Below are 17200 nucleotides of genomic sequence, written 5' to 3' on the forward strand. Positions count from 1 at the left end.
TTTGTCGGACACCCACGTTCATGCTTCACCGCCTTAAAAACGACTTCCGGTTATCCATTATCACACTGCTTGGCATCAGTGCGATTCTGGGTATTTCGCCCTTTGCGATCATGCGCTTTGTTGAGGGTAATCCGCTTGCCGGCTGGGTTGATCTGGGTATTCTGTCAGGCATCGTAGCCAGCCTTGTGTATGCCTGGGTAACCGGCGATACCCGGCGCAGCGGTATGTTCCTGGCGTTCATCATCTGTGCCGGTGCCGTGGTGGTGGGGGCGGTGATGGGCGAGGCCGGGCTGTTCTGGCTGTTTCCCTGCCTGGTGACCACTTTTTTTCTGGTATCGAGCTGGGTTGCCGCGGTTCTGAACCTTGGGTCGGTATTGGCGCTGATGTCCATTGAAACCGCGTACAGCTCGCCTGTGCAGATGTGGACCTTCGCGGCCACGGCGACGGTCGTCAGTGCCTGTGCTTACGTGTTTGCCTACCGCAATCAGGATCAGCGGGAACGGCTGGAGCACCTGGCCACTATTGATCCCCTCACCGGAGTCAAGAACCGGCGCTCGATGGATGAGGAGCTGGATCTGGCTGCGGCGAACGCCGAACGGACCGGTTTGCCCTATGCCCTGGTGATGCTGGACCTGGATCACTTCAAGCAGATTAACGACGTGTACGGCCACGGCGTTGGCGACAATGTACTGACCGACCTGGTGTCGTTGATCGAACACAATACTCGCAGGTCTGATCAGCTCTTTCGCTACGGCGGTGAGGAGTTTGTGCTGCTGTTGCCCGGCGTGGACGGCGACGGTCTGCAGTCGGTCATGAATAACCTGCAGCAGGTGCTACGCAAGCGCCTGAAGTACCCCGGAGGCCCGGTTACCTCTTCGTTCGGCGTGGCTTTGTTGCGCCACGGTGAAAGCGTTGAGAGCTGGTTAACCCGGGCGGATGAAGCGCTCTACAAAGCCAAGGAAGCCGGCCGGGACCGGATTATCTTTGCGGACGAGTCGGGTCAGGTTGTTGCGGCACCGGCCTGAGCAATGGCTTTGTTGTTCCTGTTGCCGCGGCCGCCGTCCTCAGGCCGGAAGCGGAACAGTCGCCAGCCGAGCAACAGGCTGGCGGACGTCAGCCCGGCAGTAAGCCCTACCCAAAAGCCAGCGGCGCCAAGTGCAGGCAGAAGCCAGTCGGTAAATGTCAGCAGGTAGCCCAGTGGCAGCCCTACACCCCAGAATGAGAACAGCATGATGAACATCGGGATGCGGGTGTCTTTGTAGCCTCGCAGGGCACTGATGCAGGTCACCTGGATAACATCGGCAATCTGGAACATGGCGGCAAAGGTGAGCAGCCGAATAGTAACCGCCCGCACCTCCGGATCAATGGTGTACAGGGCGGCAATCTGGCCGGCAAATACAAACAGGAGGGTGGCAAAAATCAGCGCTACCGCTGACGCCAGCAGCAGGGAGCTGCGAGAAATCAGCCGCGCGGTATCCGGTGCCCGGGCTCCGATCAGAAAACTGACCCGCAAGGTCAGCGCCATGCCGATACTGAGTGGCAGCATGAACAGTAGCGACACGACATTCAGGGCGATCTGATGGCCCGCAACGGTCACCGGCCCCAGCGGTGCAAGGAACAGGGCAATCACCGAGAACATGCTGGCTTCGACAAAAATGGTGAAGCCGATGGGTACGCCAATTCGAAGTATGTAACGGATGCCTTCCAGATTGGGCTTCACCCAATCCTCAATTAAGTGGAATTGCCGGAAGGTTTTGCTGTGGTTGAGATAGACCAGCAAGGCCAGGGCGGCGACGCCGTTCGACACGGAGGTTGCCCAGCCACAGCCAACGCCACCCATAGCAGGCAACCCCAGTTTGCCGTAGATGAAGATGTAGTTCAGCGGCAGATTGATCAGCGTGCTGAGGACCGAAAACGCCATAATCACCCGGGTGTGACCAAGGCCGTCGGTCAGTCCGCGCAGCGAGTTCATCAGCAGCATGGCCGGAATACCCCAGGCGAAGGCGTTCAGATAGCCCTGGGTGATGCCGGCGGTGTTGGTTTCCATGTTCAGTAGAGCAAGCACCGGATGTACGTTGGTCAACAACAGCACCATCACCAGGGTGCCTGCCGCCGAAATGTAGATGCCCTGCCAGGTCGCGGGCATGATCTTGTGGGTGGTGCGGGCGCCGTTATAGCCGGAAATGATGGGCTGAAGGGCGCCTAGCATGCCCATGAAAAACAGAAACAAAGGCATCCACAAGCTGCTGCCGATACCCACCGCCGCAAGATCTTCTGCGCTGGCATGGCCCGCCATCACGGTGTCGATGACGCCGTTGGCCATTTGCGCTACCTGGGCAATCAGAATGGGGCCACCCAGAATGGCGAGGGTTTTCCATTCAGTCAGCGTGCGGCTGATCAGCGGTTTGCGCACTTCCGGTAATGGCTGGTGGGTTTCATCCATGGCATTCAGGGCTTTGGCTGCGGGTGTATGGAACATATCGGTCTGATGTGACCGGTCATCTTACTCGATTCACCCGGCACTGGCTTATAGGGGTTTGCACGGCGTCAGGCGCTGCATTGGCCCGGTAAAACGAGTACAGTATCGGCCCGGATATTTTCAGGTGTGGTGATATGGCGTTTCTGATTCTGGTGACCGTGCTGTGGGCCTTCTCGTTCAGTTTGATCGGCGAATTTCTTGCTGGGCGAGTGGACAGTGACTTTGCCGTACTGAGCCGGGTGCTGTTGGCGGCGCTGGTGTTTTTGCCGTTCACCCGCTGGCGTGGCGTGCCCGGCGGTCTGAAGCTGGGCATTATGGTCACCGGTATGCTGCAGTTCGGGATTACCTATCTTTGCCTGTATCGCTCTTTTGCCTACCTCAGTGTGCCGGAAGTACTGCTGTTTACGATTTTCACCCCGTTGTACGTCACCCTGGTGGATGATGCGCTGTTCCGGCGCTTTTCACCCGTTGCACTGCTTGCCGCGGTGATTGCCACCCTGGGCGCCGGGATCATTCGTTACGATGGCCTGAGTGAGGATTTTCTGATCGGATTCCTGCTGTTGCAGGTGGCCAACATGACCTTCGCAGCGGGCCAGGTGGGATACAAGCATGTGATGCGCCGTTACCCGCTGGAAATACCGGGTTATCGCACCTTTGGCTATTTCTTCTTCGGTGCGCTGGTGATAGCCCTGCCCTCGTTCCTGATCTTCGGCAACCCGGAAAAATTACCGGCGACCGCCCTACAGTGGGGCATTCTGGCCTGGCTGGGCCTGGCGGCCTCGGGTCTCGGATTGTACCTATGGAACCGGGGTGCCTGTGAAGTGGATGCCGGCACGCTGGCGGTGATGAACAATGCGCTGGTGCCTGCCGGCCTGTTGGTGAATCTGTTGATCTGGAATCGGGATGCAGACTTGCTACGCCTGGCGCTTGGCGGTGTGGTGATCGGTTTTTCATTGTGGGTAAATGCCCGATTCCATCCCCGTGCCCGGTTGCACGCCCCTGCCTGATCGGTCGCAGGCTAAAGATTCCGCCCAGGGCGCCGTTACATCTCAGTGACACGGCGTTACCTTTCTATATTTCCTTGATATATATCCAGACGTACCCTATCACTGGATAAATAACTCCAAGCCCAGCGGATACTCATTTTCATGCGCAAGAACCTGCCTGTTACCCAGCGGGAAATCAACATACCTGCCGGTATGCGATTGATCAGCACCACCTCCCTGAAAGGGGTGATTACCTACTGCGATGATGATTTTGTGACCATCAGCGGCTACTCGCGGGACGAACTGATTGGCCAGGCTCATAACCTGATTCGCCACCCGGATATGCCCCAGGCGGCGTTTGCGAACATGTGGGAGTATCTGCAGGCGGGAAAGGCCTGGATGGGCGTGGTGAAGAACCGGGCAAAATCCGGCGATCATTACTGGGTCAGTGCCTATGTCACACCCATCTGGGAGAACAATCAGATGGTGGGCTATGAGTCTGTTCGTGTCGCCGCAACCCGTGATCAGATCGCCCGGTCAGAGCGCCTGTACGCCAAACTTTCTGAGGGTGCGGTGCCATCGTCATTAGGGACTCGAGCGGTTTCCATGCTGCGCTCCGGCTGGCCGTTTGTGGTGTCGTTGTTGCTGACGCTGGTTGCGCTGCAACTGGCGTCTCCGGTCTGGTCGCCTGCCCTGGTGGTGGGCGGGCATGCGCTGGCGTTCGGGCTGGTGTTCGGGTCTTTGTCCCGGCGGCTGGGCAATTTGCTGGCGCTCCGCCCGGATGCCTTCCAGGACCCGATCATAGCCCGAACCTACAGCGATGAGCGGGGCTTCATGTCCCGGCTGGGGCTGGTGATGCTCAGCGAAGAGGCGCGCATCCGAACAGCGCTGGCCAGAATTGATGACCAGGCCGAGCATTTGTCTGAGCAGGCCCGGGCCTCTCACCGCTACATCACCGAAGGCGCGGCCGCCATTGCCCGGCAGCGGGCGGAAACCGATCAGACCGCTTCGGCCATCAATGAAATGACCGCGTCTATCCAGGAAGTGGCAGGCGCGGTGGTGGACAATGCCCGGGAAGCGGAGCAGGCCAATCGCCTGGCCCACGATGGCAGTGCACGCAGCGGTGAGGCGCTGGCCGCTATTGAGCAGCTGGTGCAGCGGGTGGGTAGCATTGGTGAGTCGGTCACCCGGCTGGGTGAGTCGACCCGGACCATTGGTGAGGCGGCCGATCTGATTTCCGGTATTGCAGAGCAGACCAATCTACTGGCGTTGAATGCGGCGATTGAAGCCGCCCGGGCGGGCGAACAGGGCCGTGGCTTTGCCGTGGTGGCTGACGAAGTACGCTCACTGGCGCTGCGAACCCGGGAATCGACAGTGAAAATTCATGAGGTGGTGGAGGGTTTCCGGACGCAAGTGGACGAGACCATCAACGCGGTGCGTACCGGCGAAACGATTGCTGGTGAAGGGCTGGAAAAGGTGAAAGGCGCCGCGGATTCACTCAATGCCATTGTCAGCTCGGTGGACGCGATTTCCGACAGCTTCATTACGATGTCTGCGTCGTTTGAACAGCAAAGTCAGGTGTCCGATGAAATCAATCAACAGATTGTGAACATCGCGGGCCTGGCCGATCAGAGCAATGAGCAGGCCGAGGCCGCCCGTACCAGCAGCGATACCCTCAGTGGCATGGCCCAGGGGCTAAAAGATCTGATTTCCCGGTTCATCAGCAAAAGCCGTTAAATGACCAAGAGTTGGGCCGGAAACGGCCCTGTACCGGAACTCTGAACCGTGTCCCGGCACTGGCATCACGGCGCCTGTGCTGGCAGAATCCCGCCCCAACTGCCCGGAGTCACCGCTCCGGCGCCCAACGTTCGTAGTTTCCTCAGCCAAAAGCACAGGAAGAAAACACATGACACAGTCTAACTCCGCATCCGCCGAAAACGGGGCTCGCGGGCTCTGGTCGTCCCGGCTGGCGTTTATTCTGGCCGCCACCGGGTCGGCCGTTGGCCTGGGTAACGTATGGAAGTTCCCTTATGTCACCGGTGAAAACGGTGGCGGGGCTTTCGTTCTGGTGTATCTGCTTTGCATTGCCATCATCGGTATTCCCATCATGATGGCGGAAGTCTTCATTGGCCGGAATGGCCGCCATAACCCGATTACCAGTTTCAGGCTGGTCGCCGAGCGCAACCTGTCATCCCCTGGCTGGCGTATATCCGCCATTGTCGGCATGCTGGCCGCGTTCATTATTCTGTCGTTCTATTCGGTGATTGGGGGCTGGGCTGCGTCTTACATTGGCCATGCGGCCATGGGCGATTTTGCCGGTGCGACGGCGGAGTCCGTCGGAGCCTTGTTTGGCGGCCTCCTGGCCAGCCCTATGAAGCTGCTGGCCTGGCACAGCATCTTTATGGCACTGGTGATCCTGGTGGTGTCACAAGGCCTGAAAGGCGGCCTTGAGCGCGCCGTTACGATTCTGATGCCGGCGCTGTTTATCCTGCTGTTGCTTGTGGTGGGTTATGCCACCACCACCGGGCACTTTGGGCAGGCGGTCAGCTTCCTGTTTACCCCGGATTTTGGCGCCCTGACCATGAAAGGTGTTTTGGTGGCGCTGGGCCATGCCTTCTTTACCCTCAGCCTGGGTATGGCGATTATGATGGCTTACGGTTCCTACCTGGGCCGTGACATCTCCATCGGCCGCACGGCAGTGAGCGTGGCCATTATGGATACCGTGGTTGCGCTGCTGGCTGGCCTTGCCATTTTCCCGATTGTGTTCGCCAATGGCCTTGAGGCCAGCGAGGGCCCGGGCCTGATCTTCGTCACCCTGCCGCTGGCGTTCGGCAACATGCCGATGGGCGATTTGTTCGGCACCCTGTTCTTTGTGCTGTTGCTGTTTGCGGCCTGGACCTCCGGCATTTCTCTGCTGGAACCCGTGGTGGAGTGGGTGGAAGAAAAAACCAGCATGTCCCGCACCGGCAGCGCCATTGTGGCTGGCGGCTTGTGCTGGGCGTTGGGCATTGTGTCGATTCTGTCGCTCAACGTATGGTCTGACGTAGCACCACTGGGTATGTTTGCGGCCTTTGAAGGCAAGACCATGTTCGATCTGCTCGATTACTTCACCGCCAACGTCATGCTGCCGCTGTCTGGCCTGCTGACCGCCGTGTTCGTGGGCTGGTTTGTGGCCAAGGAATCGCTGAAGAGCGACCTGGCGCTGCAGGGTGGTGCGTTCAGCCTGTGGTTCAACCTGATTCGGTTTGTAACCCCGGTTGCTGTGGCGATAGTGTTTGTTTACAACCTGATGGCCTGATAGCTGACAGCAAACCTGCTTAGGCAGGCAACAAGAACCCCGGTGCTGGAGACGGCATCGGGGTTTTTGTTTTTGCCAAAAAAACCATTTGTCACCAGAATTGCATTGATATTGGTCACATTTACATCTTTTATCTAAAGGTTCAGGCGCCGAGACCGTAAAACAGTTATGGGTTCTACTTTGCCTGCTCAAACTCAATAACCACAGACATTAAGGAATCGTGCATGTCGATCCTCGCCAAGCTGAACGACGTCTCGGTTGGAAAGAAACTCGGTGCCGGCTTTGCGGTGCTGGTGCTTCTTACTGCCGCGGTTGCGATCATCGCGATAAACACTCTGAACGCCTACAACGAGCGCTCGTTGATCGTTGCTGCTGCCAGTTCAGCGGAAAGTTATCTGTTGGACGCTCGTACGGACGAGAAAAACTTCCAGCTTCGGCGCGAGACCCGGTATCTGGAGGCGGCGGAACAGTTGGCGGATAAAGCGGCCGAAACCGTTTTGCCCCTGAAAGACGTGTTGGTGGTGCCTGCGGACCATGAGCGGGTCGAATTTATCATTGAGAACGTCAGGATCTATAAAAGCCAGCTCGAAGCGCTTTCACGGGCGTTGGATGGTCGGCCGGATGGCATACTGGCAGCAGAGGAAGAGCTTCGGAAAACGGCCAGGGCTATGGTGGACAAGGCCGTTGAGCTGCAGGAAGTCCAGGTCGAGCGAATGGAAGAGCAGTTCAGCAGCGCGGTCGCTCTGTTGATTACGGTAACGGTCATTGCGTTGATTGTTGCGGTTGGCATTGCCTGGTTCATGATCCGCTCTATTACCGGCCCGATCCGTCAAACCGTTGAGGTGGCGAACGAAGTGGCTTCTGGCAATCTGACGGTCGAGGTTAAAGCCGATCGCAGTGATGAGTTTGGTACTCTGCTGGCCGCGTTTTCTACCATGGTCACCAAACTCCGTGACCTGATCCAGCAGATCGACACCGGTGCCTCCAACATTGCCTCCTCGTCCGAGGAGTTGTCGGCGGTGACTGACCAGACCCGTCAAGGTGTTGCAGAGCAGCGCGACCAGACCGACCAGGTGGCCACTGCCATGAACGAAATGGTGGCTACCGTCAACGATGTGGCCAAGAGCGCTGAGGCAGCCTTCGAGGCGGCCCAGCGCGCCAGCCAGAAGTCCAGTGAAGGCCAGTCTGCGGTTAATCAGACTCTGGAATACGTGACCGACCTCAATACCAAAAACGGCGAAGTCATGGCGAAACTCCGTGGCCTGCAGAGTGATACCCAGAATATTGTGACTGTGCTGGATGTCATCAAATCGGTGGCGGAGCAGACCAACCTGCTGGCGTTGAACGCGGCGATTGAAGCGGCTCGTGCTGGCGAGCAGGGCCGGGGCTTTGCCGTGGTGGCCGATGAAGTTCGCTCGCTGGCCCAGCGAACTCAGACCTCTGCGCAGGAGATCGAAACACTCATCAACAATCTGGTGAGCAGTGCTGAGAGCTCCGTCAACAACATGGAGGCCGGCACCAAATTGGCCGAGCAGACGCTGGAGAAAGCCGAAATGGCAGGCAGCACGATCCGTGAAATGGCGGAGGCGGTGGAAGAAATTCGCCAGTACAACAGCCAGATCGCTACCGCGGCCGAGCAGCAGAGCTCTGTAGCCGAGGACATCAATCAGAACATTACGCTGATTCGCGATGTGGGCGAGCAGAGTGCCACCTCAACCGAGCAGGTGTCTGCCGCCAGTGAGGAACTGGCCAAGCTGGCCGAGGGCCTCAGTACTCAGGTGGGGCAGTTCCGGGTGTGATACCGGGAACCTGCTAACAAAAACCCCGGCATTTGATCCGTGCCGGGGTTTTTCTATTTCTGAGCGTATGCTTTATTCGAACTCGTTGTCTTCGGATTCCATCACCGCCTTGAGGCGTTCGACGTGGGGCCTTACGGCTTGTTTGTCGGATTCGCTGACGTTCTCGGCGGCCCGGGCGGCGCTGCCAACGGTGGACATCATCTGATCCATCATTTCGCGCATCTGGGCTTTGGCGGCTTCGGGCATGTCCGGATTGTTCTCCATCTCGGCGATGGCACGCTCCATTTCCGCCATATCCGGAGCCATGTCCGGCTGGGCTTCCATTTCAATGGCAAACCAGGTGCTGACGATGCGGTCGCCTTTGCGGGCCCATGCTTCCGGGCTGGAGAAGCCGAAGTCATCCACCAGGTTGTCCAGATCGTCGTACATTTCATGGCCTTTCACGTCGTCTACCATGGACGACATTACCCGCGAGAAATCCACTTCCGGATCTTTGTCGGCCGGATCTTCAAGGGCTTCAATAAAGTCCTGATGCTTGTCAATCAGCGGTTGCATGGCTTCCATGCTGGCGATAAAGGAGGTGACATCGCCTTCGGTGAGGTTCTCGCTGTGGGCCAATGGCGCCAGAGCCAGACTGAGTAGTAAAAGGCCTGCTTGCAGAAACCCTGAATGGGGTTGGGGATTCCGGATATTCATGGTGCGCTCCTTGCTGATAATTTCCTGTGAATGTTAGCAAAGAGTAATCTCAGACCGGCCAGGTTTCCAGCTCAATGAGCCTCTCAGACCTTTCCGCCCAGCAGTATCCGCACGGCAGTACAGGCGTCTTCCAGTTCGTCATCCTGGGGTTCGCGGCCGCCGATGATGTCGCTGTAAAGGCAGGATTCGGCAATGCGGACCATGAAGTAGGACAAGCTCTGCACGTTCATCGGCGGGCTCAGGTGGCCGGCGCGCACTTCGTCTTTGAGTAAGCGGGTATTCACTTCGACGGTGCGGGCGTGCAGCGTGGAGTGGGATGACGTGAGCATCTTCAGGGCGTATTCAGGATCCTGATGCAGGAATGTCCGCAGCGGTGAAAAGTGCAGGATGGTGGTGTTGATGTGGCGGAATACGCCCACAACGTAGTCGACGCCCTGGCCGGGGGTAATCGCCCGGGCTTCTTTGTAAAGGGGTTCGTACAGGGACCACAGGATTTCACCAATCAGCAGATCCCGGTTGCCTACCCAGCGGAACAGGGTGGCGCGGCCGATGTGGAGATCGTCGGCGAGGGCGGCCAGGCTGATTTTTTCGCCTTTCAACCACATTCGGCGGGCGCGTTTGAAGGCGTCCAGTGGTGTGGTTTTGCTGATGTTTCCCGTCACTTTAAGCTCTTTAGTAGGTTTGCCGTCATTTTAGCGGTTGCGGGCAGCCGGGGCTATGGGCCCTTATACCCACAAATTGCCGATGGGCGTGTCCGGGCTGAAATGGTGCAGCACCTGAGCCTGGAACAGTTCGGCGGTGGCAATGGCGTCGATCAGGGCGTTGTGGCCGGCGTAATGGGGTAAACCGTAACGTGTTCGGCTGTCTGGCAGCCGGATGGAGACAGGCTGCTTGCCCATCAGTTGCTGCCAGCGGCTGGGATTTCGGTGGGGGTGTAGGTGGGCCTCTATCGCCATGGTGTCGATCACCGGAAACCTGAGTTGTTCTTTCAGGCGCCACTGCAGAGCCGCGTTGAGGAACGGGCGCTCTATGTTGCGGAAGTGCACCACCGGAATTCGGCCGGTGAGGTGCTGGAAGAGTGGGTCGAGCACGTCTTCCAGGTCCGGCGCCTGGTCGATTTCGGCGTGGGTGATGCCGTGGATGGTAATTGAGGTCTGGTGCAGTGGCAGTTTTGGGCGGACAACCTGGTGCCAGGAGTTGCCAAGCTGAATGCCCTCAAGGGTAAATGGAACCAGGCCGATGCTGACAATGGAGTGTTTGTCGGCCTCCAGCCCGGTCGTTTCGAAGTCCAGAGCGAGCAGTGGCACGTCCTGAATCGGGGTTTCCGGCGCTGGGCAGCCCGCTTGGTAAAACGCCCGGATTCTTGGGTCCGTGGCGATTTCAGCCTGCTGGCGATAGTTCTCGGGCCAGTTCTGTCGGTTGTTCCGGCTTTTGATGTCAGACATTTCTGGAGGTCCCGGCGTTATAACGGAATCTCAGAAACTTCTGGGCGTTGCTGACCACCTGGAAGGCGTCTTTCAGGTGGCTGCGCTCAAAGGGCGAGAGATCTTCCGGGCGCACGTTGTTGTCCGGATCCCGGCCTTCTTCGATGGCCAGGGCCTGATGACGGATGCGCACGATGGAGATAAATTCCAGAGCGTCGCGCAGGTTGCCGGCATCGTCGTCGACCAGCAGTTTGGTTTTGGCGATGTCTTTCAGGCGCTCAAACGAGTTCTGGGAGCGGGCACCACAGGCCAGCGCGTGGACGCGAATCAGATCCGACAGAGGTGCGGTGCCCCGGCGTTTGAGGTTGAATGTTTTCTGGTGCTTGCCGTCTTCTTCCAGTACGAAGGTGCGGAAAAAACCCAGCGGCGGCGTGCGGTTGAGGGCATTGCGGGCTAACAGGGTCAGGAAGCGTTGGCTGTTGGAGGCCTTCTCTGTAATCAGGGTTTTCAGCTGTTCCGCCAGGTCGGTCTGGCCGTGGATGCCGTCCAGGTCAAAGAAGATGTTGCTGTTCAGCAAGGTCTGGGCGTTAGGGCTGTCGATCCACTCGGTGAAATAGCCTTTCCAGACGCTGAGGGGCTGGCGCCAGCGGGGGTTGGTGGCCATGATGTCGCCGGTGCAGTAGGTGTACCCGCATTCCGCCAGTCCGTCGGAAACGAATTTTGCCAGTGCCAGGAAGTAGTCGTCGTGCTCTTCGGGAATGAAGCTGTCGTCCAGGATCATGGCGTTGTCCTGGTCGGTCACCACCAGCTGTTCGTCCCGGGCCATAGAGCCCAGTGCCATGAAGCAGTAGGGCACGGGCGGCGGCCCGAGCTTTTCTTCGCCCAGCTCCAGGAGCTTCTGGCTGAAGCTGCGGCCAATGCCCGCCATGGCGCTGCCGATCATGTGGGAGTTGGCGTCTTCGTTGACCATGCGCACAAAGCTGTCGCGCACGTCCTGGCTGACCTTTTTAAGGCCTTTCACGTCTTTCTGCTGATAGATGTGGCTGACCAGGAACAGGCTGCTCTGGCTTTCGTATTTGACGATATCAGACAAGGCCACCACGCCGCGCACCTCGTCACCATCGATCACCGGCAGATGGTGCACGTTGTTGTGCAGCATGGTGAGCATGGCTTCGAAAATGAATGAGCGAGCGCTGATGGTGATCAGGCCTTCGGTCATGATCTCGCTGATCGGGGTTTCCGAGGCCAGGGCATGGGTGACGGCGCGGGTGCGCAGGTCGCGGTCGGTGATGATGCCCTTAAGCCTGGGGCGGTCTCCGGTTTCGTCCATCAAAAGCAGAGCCGAGACGCCGTTTTCGGTCATGATTCGTGCCGCTTCCTGAAGCCGAACGGTTGTCGGCGCGGAAATGGGCTCACGGGAGATCAGCCGGGTGACCTTGGCGGTCATCAGCTCATTGGATTTTTCCCGGCGTGAGACCGCCGAGCGCAGGCGACTGCGGTCTTCGATCTCAACAAAATCGGCAAAGCTTTCGTCCTGCTCCCAGAGGTACTGGAAGACCTCTGCCGGAATTTTGTAAATCAGGCAATCTTCAATGGCCTTGACCGGAAAACGCACTTTTTTGTGCATCAGCAAACCGAACTGGCCGAAAATTTCACCTTCCCCCACCCGGCTGTAGAGTTCGCCGGAGCGGCGGAAGATTTCGACCGCACCACTTCGAATGTAGTGCAGCCAGAGTGCCTGTTGGCCCAGCTCCACAATTTGAGTGCCGGCTCGAAAATACACCACCTCAATGCTCGCGACGATGCGGTCCAGCAATTCGTCTGGCAATTCGTCAAAGGGGGCGTACTGGGTCATGTGATTGCGGATGTCCAGCAGTTCGGCCTGCATGCTATCTCCAGCTAGTGCGTGGTCTGGGCAAACTATAGCAGTTGTCTGTTTTGATGGTGTACCTTTGACATTTTATCGAGCGCTTGGCGGAGATTGAGTATGGTAAATAAGTTACTGGTCACCGGCGGCATTCGTTCCGGTAAAACCGGCGTGGCGGAGCAGAGGGCACTGGCAGCGACGTCCAAGGTTGTATACGTTGCAACGGCGACCGCCGGTGATGATGAAATGGCGTATCGAATCAAGCGTCATCAGAGTCTTCGGCCCGAAGACTGGGGGCTGGTTGAGGAACCGGTTCGGCTGGCGCAGGTGCTGAAAGGGTTTCGAGTACAGGCAGCGCAAACGCCGATGCTGCTGATTGATTGTATGAGCCTATGGTTAAGTAACTTGCTGATTGCGGGTGACGATGTTTTCGCGCAGGAGCGACAGGCACTTCTGGATCAGCTGGAGGCCTATCCGGGTTCATTGATTATCGTCACCAATGAGGTAGGGCTTGGCACCATCGGTATGGACCCGCTCACCCGCCGCTTTGCGGATGAGCTGGGCTGGCTGAATCAGGATCTGGCCCGGCTGTGTGATGAGGTGGTGATGTCGGTGGCCGGCCTGCCACTGGTGCTCAAGGCTGGTGGCTGATCAGGCTGCGAAATACGCCAAAGTCGGATTGATCGACCTGTAACCGGCTGCGGCAAGCATAAGGTACAGCAAAGCCAGTGAATGACTTTTCCAGAGGAATGCCCAACACATCCGCCAGCACCATGCGGATAACACCGCCGTGGCAAACCACCAGAATCCGTTGCCCGGCGAGTTTTTCCTGCCACCGGTTAAAGCCTTGGGTGACCCGCCGGTAAAAATCGGGAATGGGCTCACCTCCGGGCGGGATGAAGTTCACCGAATCCTGCCAGAAGCGGTTCAGGTGGTCGCCATACTGCTGCTGCACCTGTTCCGCGGTGAGGCCTTCCCATGCGCCGAAGCCGATTTCGCGAAGATCGTCTTCGATATGCAGCGAAATTTCCCGGTTTTCGGCCAGTTTTTCAGCGAAAAGCCGGCATCTTGTCATCGGCGAGCTGACAATGGCATCCCAGCCGTCATCGGACGTCACGGCCGCTTCCATTTGTTGCCAGCCTCGGGCGCTCAGCGGGTCATCCTGGCTGCCCCGGAACATCTGGCCACCTTCGGGCTCGCCATGGCGAATCAGGTCAATGAGGGTTGTTGTCACAGGATCACTCCGCGGATTGGTTGCTGACACCGGCATCAGCAAAGCTGGCCATCTGGTTGTGGAGTGCACAGGCCGAACGCAGCAGGGGCACCGCAACGGCGGCGCCACTGCCCTCGCCCAGGCGCATGCCCAGATCCAGCAGCGGTGAAGCATCCAGGGCTTCAAGGACAGCATTGTGCCCCGGCTCGGCGGAACGGTGGCCAAACAGAAGCCAGTCCCTGACGCCGGGTTGCTGATTCACTGCAATCAGCGCCGCTGCCGACACAATAAAACCATCCACCAGAACCGGAATACCCCGGGCGGCACAGCCCATGATCGCACCCGCCAGACCGGCAATTTCAAACCCGCCCAGTGAGGCCAACACCTCCAGTGGCGTTTTACGGTTGCCATGGCGAGCCAGTGCTTTTTCAACGACGGTGATTTTTCGGGCTACGCCTTCTGCATTCAGGCCAGTGCCGGGACCGACCAGTTGTTGCGGGCTGTGGCCCAGCAGCGCACAGGCGATGGCGGCTGCGCTGGTGGTATTGCCAATGCCCATATCGCCACCGATAAACAACCGGCTGCCGGATTGGGCGGCCCGCTCGGCAGCCTTGTCGCCGCTATTGAGTGCGGCTTCGACTTGAGAGTTGGTCATTGCGCAGGTTTCCGCCATATTGGCCGTAGCGGGCGCGATGACCTGATGAACCACGCCGGGAAGTTCAGGTACCTCACCGACTGTACCCAGGTTGACCACTTCCAGGCTGGCGTCGAGCTCTTTTGCCATCACGCTGATGGCGGCGCCACCGCTGGCGAAATTGGCGATCATTTGCGCAGTGACCTCCTGGGGAAACGCGGAAACGCCTTCGGCACACACGCCATGATCACCGGCGAAAACCACCATGCGAATGGGGTCAATCGTGGGGGTCTCGGTACCCATAAGACCTGCCAGGGTGATCGCAACCTGCTCCAGCTTGCCCAGTGAGCCCGGCGGCTTGGTGAGTACTTGCTGACGACTCACTGCAAGGCTGGAGTGTTTGCTGGAGGGTTGGGGCGGTTGTTGTGTCCAGCTGTTGGGCAGGGTCATGGCAGTGTTCCTTGTGGCGGAAAGCGAGGATGGTCTATCTGTGGCGGAATGGTGTCAAGGTTACCGGTCTGTCGGTTAGACTTGCCGGCACTTGGTGCAGGGGGGTCGGGTTTGGACACATTTCTGGTGGCCGTGGCGGTTTGTTTGGCCGCCGTTTTGTTGGATCTGGTGGCGGGTGAGCCGCGTCGGTGGCATCCGCTGGTGGGTTTCGGGCGTGGGGCCGCGGTGCTGGAACATTGGCTGAACCGCCAGCCGAAACAGCCCGGTCGCAGCCTGGCTGGCGGTTTGCTTGGCGTGGTTCTGCTGACGGCGCCGGTAGTGGCGTTGATCGGGTTGCTACCGAATGTTCTGCATGGCGGGTTGTGGCTGGCGGTGCAGGTGATTGTGCTTTGGTCGGCTCTGTCTTTGCGTGGGCTGGCCGAACATGGCAAGGCGGTGTCTGGAGCCTTGCAACAAGCCGATGGCGAGCGAGCGCGTGCGGCGGTTGGCCGTATTGTCAGCCGGGACGCTGCGGCCCTGTCGGATAGCGGTGTGGCGGCCGCTGCGACCGAGTCCATGCTTGAAAACGGTGCCGATGCGGTGTTTGCCAGCCTGTTCTGGTTCCTGGTGGCCGGGCTGCCCGGTGTGGTACTGCACCGTATGATCAACACTCTGGATGCCATGTGGGGCTACCGGAATGACCGGTTTCTCTATTTCGGACGATGTGCGGCAAGGCTCGATGACCTGATGAACTGGCTGCCGGCCCGGCTCACGGCAATCACTTACGCAGTGCTGGGCCATACCCGACTGGCCCTGCGCTGCTGGCGCAGCCAGGCAAAAACCTGGGACAGCCCGAATGCCGGGCCGGTGATGGCGGCAGGTGCAGGTGCTTTGGGGGTCACCCTGGGTGGTCCAGCGCCTTACGCCTCCGGTATCAAACATCGCCCGTTGCTGGGTGATGGGGCTGCGGCTTCCGCGCAGACGGTGGATGGCGCCATTGCGCTTGTCCGGCGTGGTGTATGGCTCTGGTTACTGGTGTTGATGGCGTTGGCGCTGGCCTTGAAAGGACTCTGGCCCGGAGGTGCAGGATGATACCGTTCATTTCCTCTGAGCCGCCCGAGCACGGTGGCCGGCTGCAGGCGGCGGTTCAGCGTTGGGGCATTCCACGGGAGCAATGGCTGGATCTTTCCACCGGCATCAACCCGATTCCCTGGCCGGTTCCGGAGATTCCGCCAGAGGTCTGGCAGCGCCTGCCAGAGCCGGATGATGGGTTGGAAGAGGTTGTTCGTGTCTGGGCCGGGGCATCGGAAGGCGCCGGTTGCTTGCCCGTGGCGGGCAGTCAGGCTGCGATCATGGCGTTGCCGATGGTGCGGGCCCGGCTTTATAGCCTGGGCCGGGTGGCGATCCCTATGCCGGGCTATCGTGAACATGGCCAAGCCTGGGCTCGGGCCGGCTTCGAGGTGGCGGGTATCACTCCTGGGCAGGCCGCAGCACAGGATTTATCCTGGCTGGACCGGTTCGATGTGGTGGTATGGATTCACCCGAACAACCCGAGCGGGCAGTTGCTGTCGTCGGAGCATCTATTGGCGTGGTGCGAGCGCCTCCAGCAGCGAGGTGGCTGGCTGGTGGTGGATCAGGCGTTTATTGAGGGCAATCCGGACCACTCCCTGGATTTCCGGGCTGGCGTGCCGGGTCTTATCGTACTGCGCTCACTGGGCAAGTTCTTCGGCCTGGCCGGTGTACGGGCCGGGGCTGTATTGGCCGAACCGGAGTTGACTGAACAGCTGGCATGGCAGCTTGGCCCCTGGCCGGTTAACGGGCCGGCCCGTTATCTGATGGCCCGAGCGCTGGCGGACGTTGACTGGCAGACAGCTGCCATTGCAAAACTGCAGGCGGCCAGTATCAGGATGAATGACTTGCTTCAGGCGTCGGGTTTCCCCGTACCCTCCGGCACGCTGTTATTCCGGTATATTTGCGCCCAAAACGCCGCTGAGATCAGCGCCGGGCTTGCCCGCTGCGGCATACTGGTACGCCAGTTTGATTCGCCCCCGGCGCTGCGTTTTGGTTTGCCGCCCGATGAAGCCGGCTGGCAGAAACTGAGCCGCCAGTTGAAGGAATTGTCGTATCTCATTGACCAATCGGAGGCCGGTTGATAGCCTTGCCCCCGCTTTCAGGTGCTCCCCTGTCCGCGCAGGCTGGCGATAGTCGTGTGGATATACGGAGTGAAACGGGAAGCCGGTGAGAAACCGGCGCTGCCCCCGCAACGGTAAGCAGGTCAAAGGCAATCCAATGCGCCACTGTGCCCACGGCATGGGAAGGTGATTGCCCCGGAGCAAAGGCTCCACCTGCCAGCCCGGAGACCGGCCTGAACGCAC

General features: G+C 59.2%; 15 protein-coding genes and 1 riboswitch. Of the genes, 8 read left to right on the forward strand and 7 right to left on the reverse strand.

Annotation, left to right across the window (positions count from 1 at the left end):
• The first annotated feature begins 20 nt into the window (after positions 1-20).
• On the forward strand, positions 21-1025 hold the full coding sequence (locus QPL95_RS05960) for a GGDEF domain-containing protein (protein WP_303290089.1): 1005 nt from the start codon (positions 21-23) through the stop codon (positions 1023-1025).
• Here QPL95_RS05960 and QPL95_RS05965 read toward each other — a convergent pair.
• A complete protein-coding gene (locus QPL95_RS05965) occupies positions 1001-2443 on the reverse strand; it encodes an MATE family efflux transporter (RefSeq protein WP_303290388.1) in 1443 nt (480 codons plus the stop codon). The genes QPL95_RS05960 and QPL95_RS05965 overlap by 25 nt on opposite strands.
• Before the next feature lie 170 nt (positions 2444-2613).
• On the opposite strand from QPL95_RS05965, the gene QPL95_RS05970 reads away from it, so the two are divergent.
• From QPL95_RS05970 to QPL95_RS05985, 4 genes are all read left to right on the forward strand, one after another.
• On the forward strand, positions 2614-3486 hold the full coding sequence (locus QPL95_RS05970; protein WP_303290090.1) for a carboxylate/amino acid/amine transporter: 873 nt from the start codon (positions 2614-2616) through the stop codon (positions 3484-3486).
• Positions 3487-3627: 141 nt separating this feature from the next.
• Positions 3628-5202, forward strand: a complete 1575-nt coding sequence (locus tag QPL95_RS05975) for a PAS domain-containing methyl-accepting chemotaxis protein (protein WP_303290091.1) — start codon at positions 3628-3630, stop codon at positions 5200-5202.
• A gap of 169 nt (positions 5203-5371) precedes the next feature.
• The gene (locus QPL95_RS05980; RefSeq protein ID WP_303290092.1) at positions 5372-6763 is read left to right on the forward strand and encodes a sodium-dependent transporter; all 1392 of its coding nucleotides are present in this window, start codon (positions 5372-5374) and stop codon (positions 6761-6763) included.
• A 224-nt stretch (positions 6764-6987) separates the two neighbouring features.
• Entirely contained in the window at positions 6988-8562 is a 1575-nt protein-coding gene (locus QPL95_RS05985) for a methyl-accepting chemotaxis protein (RefSeq protein ID WP_303290093.1), read from the forward strand.
• A gap of 72 nt (positions 8563-8634) precedes the next feature.
• Here the strand turns inward: QPL95_RS05985 and QPL95_RS05990 are convergent, their stop codons facing one another.
• The 4 genes from QPL95_RS05990 to QPL95_RS06005 all read right to left on the reverse strand — a co-directional run bounded on the left by QPL95_RS05990 (position 8635) and on the right by QPL95_RS06005 (position 12570).
• Positions 8635-9258: a hypothetical protein gene (locus QPL95_RS05990; protein WP_303290094.1), complete on the reverse strand. Its 624-nt coding sequence runs from the start codon at positions 9256-9258 to the stop codon at positions 8635-8637.
• 83 nt (positions 9259-9341) lie between these two features.
• Positions 9342-9920, reverse strand: a complete 579-nt coding sequence (locus QPL95_RS05995) for a QsdR family transcriptional regulator (protein ID WP_303290095.1) — start codon at positions 9918-9920, stop codon at positions 9342-9344.
• Positions 9921-9983: 63 nt separating this feature from the next.
• A complete protein-coding gene (locus tag QPL95_RS06000; protein WP_303290096.1) occupies positions 9984-10703 on the reverse strand; it encodes a 3'-5' exonuclease in 720 nt (239 codons plus the stop codon).
• On the reverse strand, positions 10696-12570 hold the full coding sequence (locus QPL95_RS06005; RefSeq protein WP_303290097.1) for a putative nucleotidyltransferase substrate binding domain-containing protein: 1875 nt from the start codon (positions 12568-12570) through the stop codon (positions 10696-10698). The genes QPL95_RS06000 and QPL95_RS06005 overlap by 8 nt, the downstream gene beginning before the upstream one ends.
• Before the next feature lie 99 nt (positions 12571-12669).
• On the opposite strand from QPL95_RS06005, the gene cobU reads away from it, so the two are divergent.
• On the forward strand, positions 12670-13200 hold the full coding sequence (cobU, locus tag QPL95_RS06010) for a bifunctional adenosylcobinamide kinase/adenosylcobinamide-phosphate guanylyltransferase (RefSeq protein ID WP_303290098.1): 531 nt from the start codon (positions 12670-12672) through the stop codon (positions 13198-13200).
• Here cobU and QPL95_RS06015 read toward each other — a convergent pair.
• Positions 13184-13783 carry a histidine phosphatase family protein gene (locus QPL95_RS06015; RefSeq protein WP_303290099.1) on the reverse strand — a complete coding sequence of 200 codons (600 nt, stop codon included), beginning with the start codon at positions 13781-13783 and terminating at the stop codon, positions 13184-13186. The two genes, cobU and QPL95_RS06015, sit on opposite strands and share 17 nt — an antisense overlap.
• A 4-nt stretch (positions 13784-13787) precedes the next feature.
• Complete coding sequence (cobT, locus tag QPL95_RS06020; RefSeq protein ID WP_303290100.1) at positions 13788-14846, reverse strand: nicotinate-nucleotide--dimethylbenzimidazole phosphoribosyltransferase; 1059 nt, start codon at positions 14844-14846, stop codon at positions 13788-13790.
• 111 nt (positions 14847-14957) lie between these two features.
• Here cobT and cbiB point away from each other — a divergent pair, with 111 nt between their 5' ends.
• Together cbiB and cobD are read left to right on the forward strand one after the other, a co-directional pair.
• A complete protein-coding gene (gene cbiB, locus QPL95_RS06025; RefSeq protein ID WP_303290101.1) occupies positions 14958-15917 on the forward strand; it encodes an adenosylcobinamide-phosphate synthase CbiB in 960 nt (319 codons plus the stop codon).
• Positions 15914-16978: a threonine-phosphate decarboxylase CobD gene (gene cobD / locus QPL95_RS06030; RefSeq protein WP_303290102.1), complete on the forward strand. Its 1065-nt coding sequence runs from the start codon at positions 15914-15916 to the stop codon at positions 16976-16978. The genes cbiB and cobD overlap by 4 nt, the downstream gene beginning before the upstream one ends.
• A gap of 17 nt (positions 16979-16995) precedes the next feature.
• Positions 16996-17195: riboswitch (cobalamin riboswitch) on the forward strand.
• The last annotated feature ends 5 nt before the right edge of the window (positions 17196-17200 follow it).

The organism is Marinobacter sp. SS5-14b, assembly GCF_030541005.1.
GTDB lineage: Bacteria > Pseudomonadota > Gammaproteobacteria > Pseudomonadales > Oleiphilaceae > Marinobacter.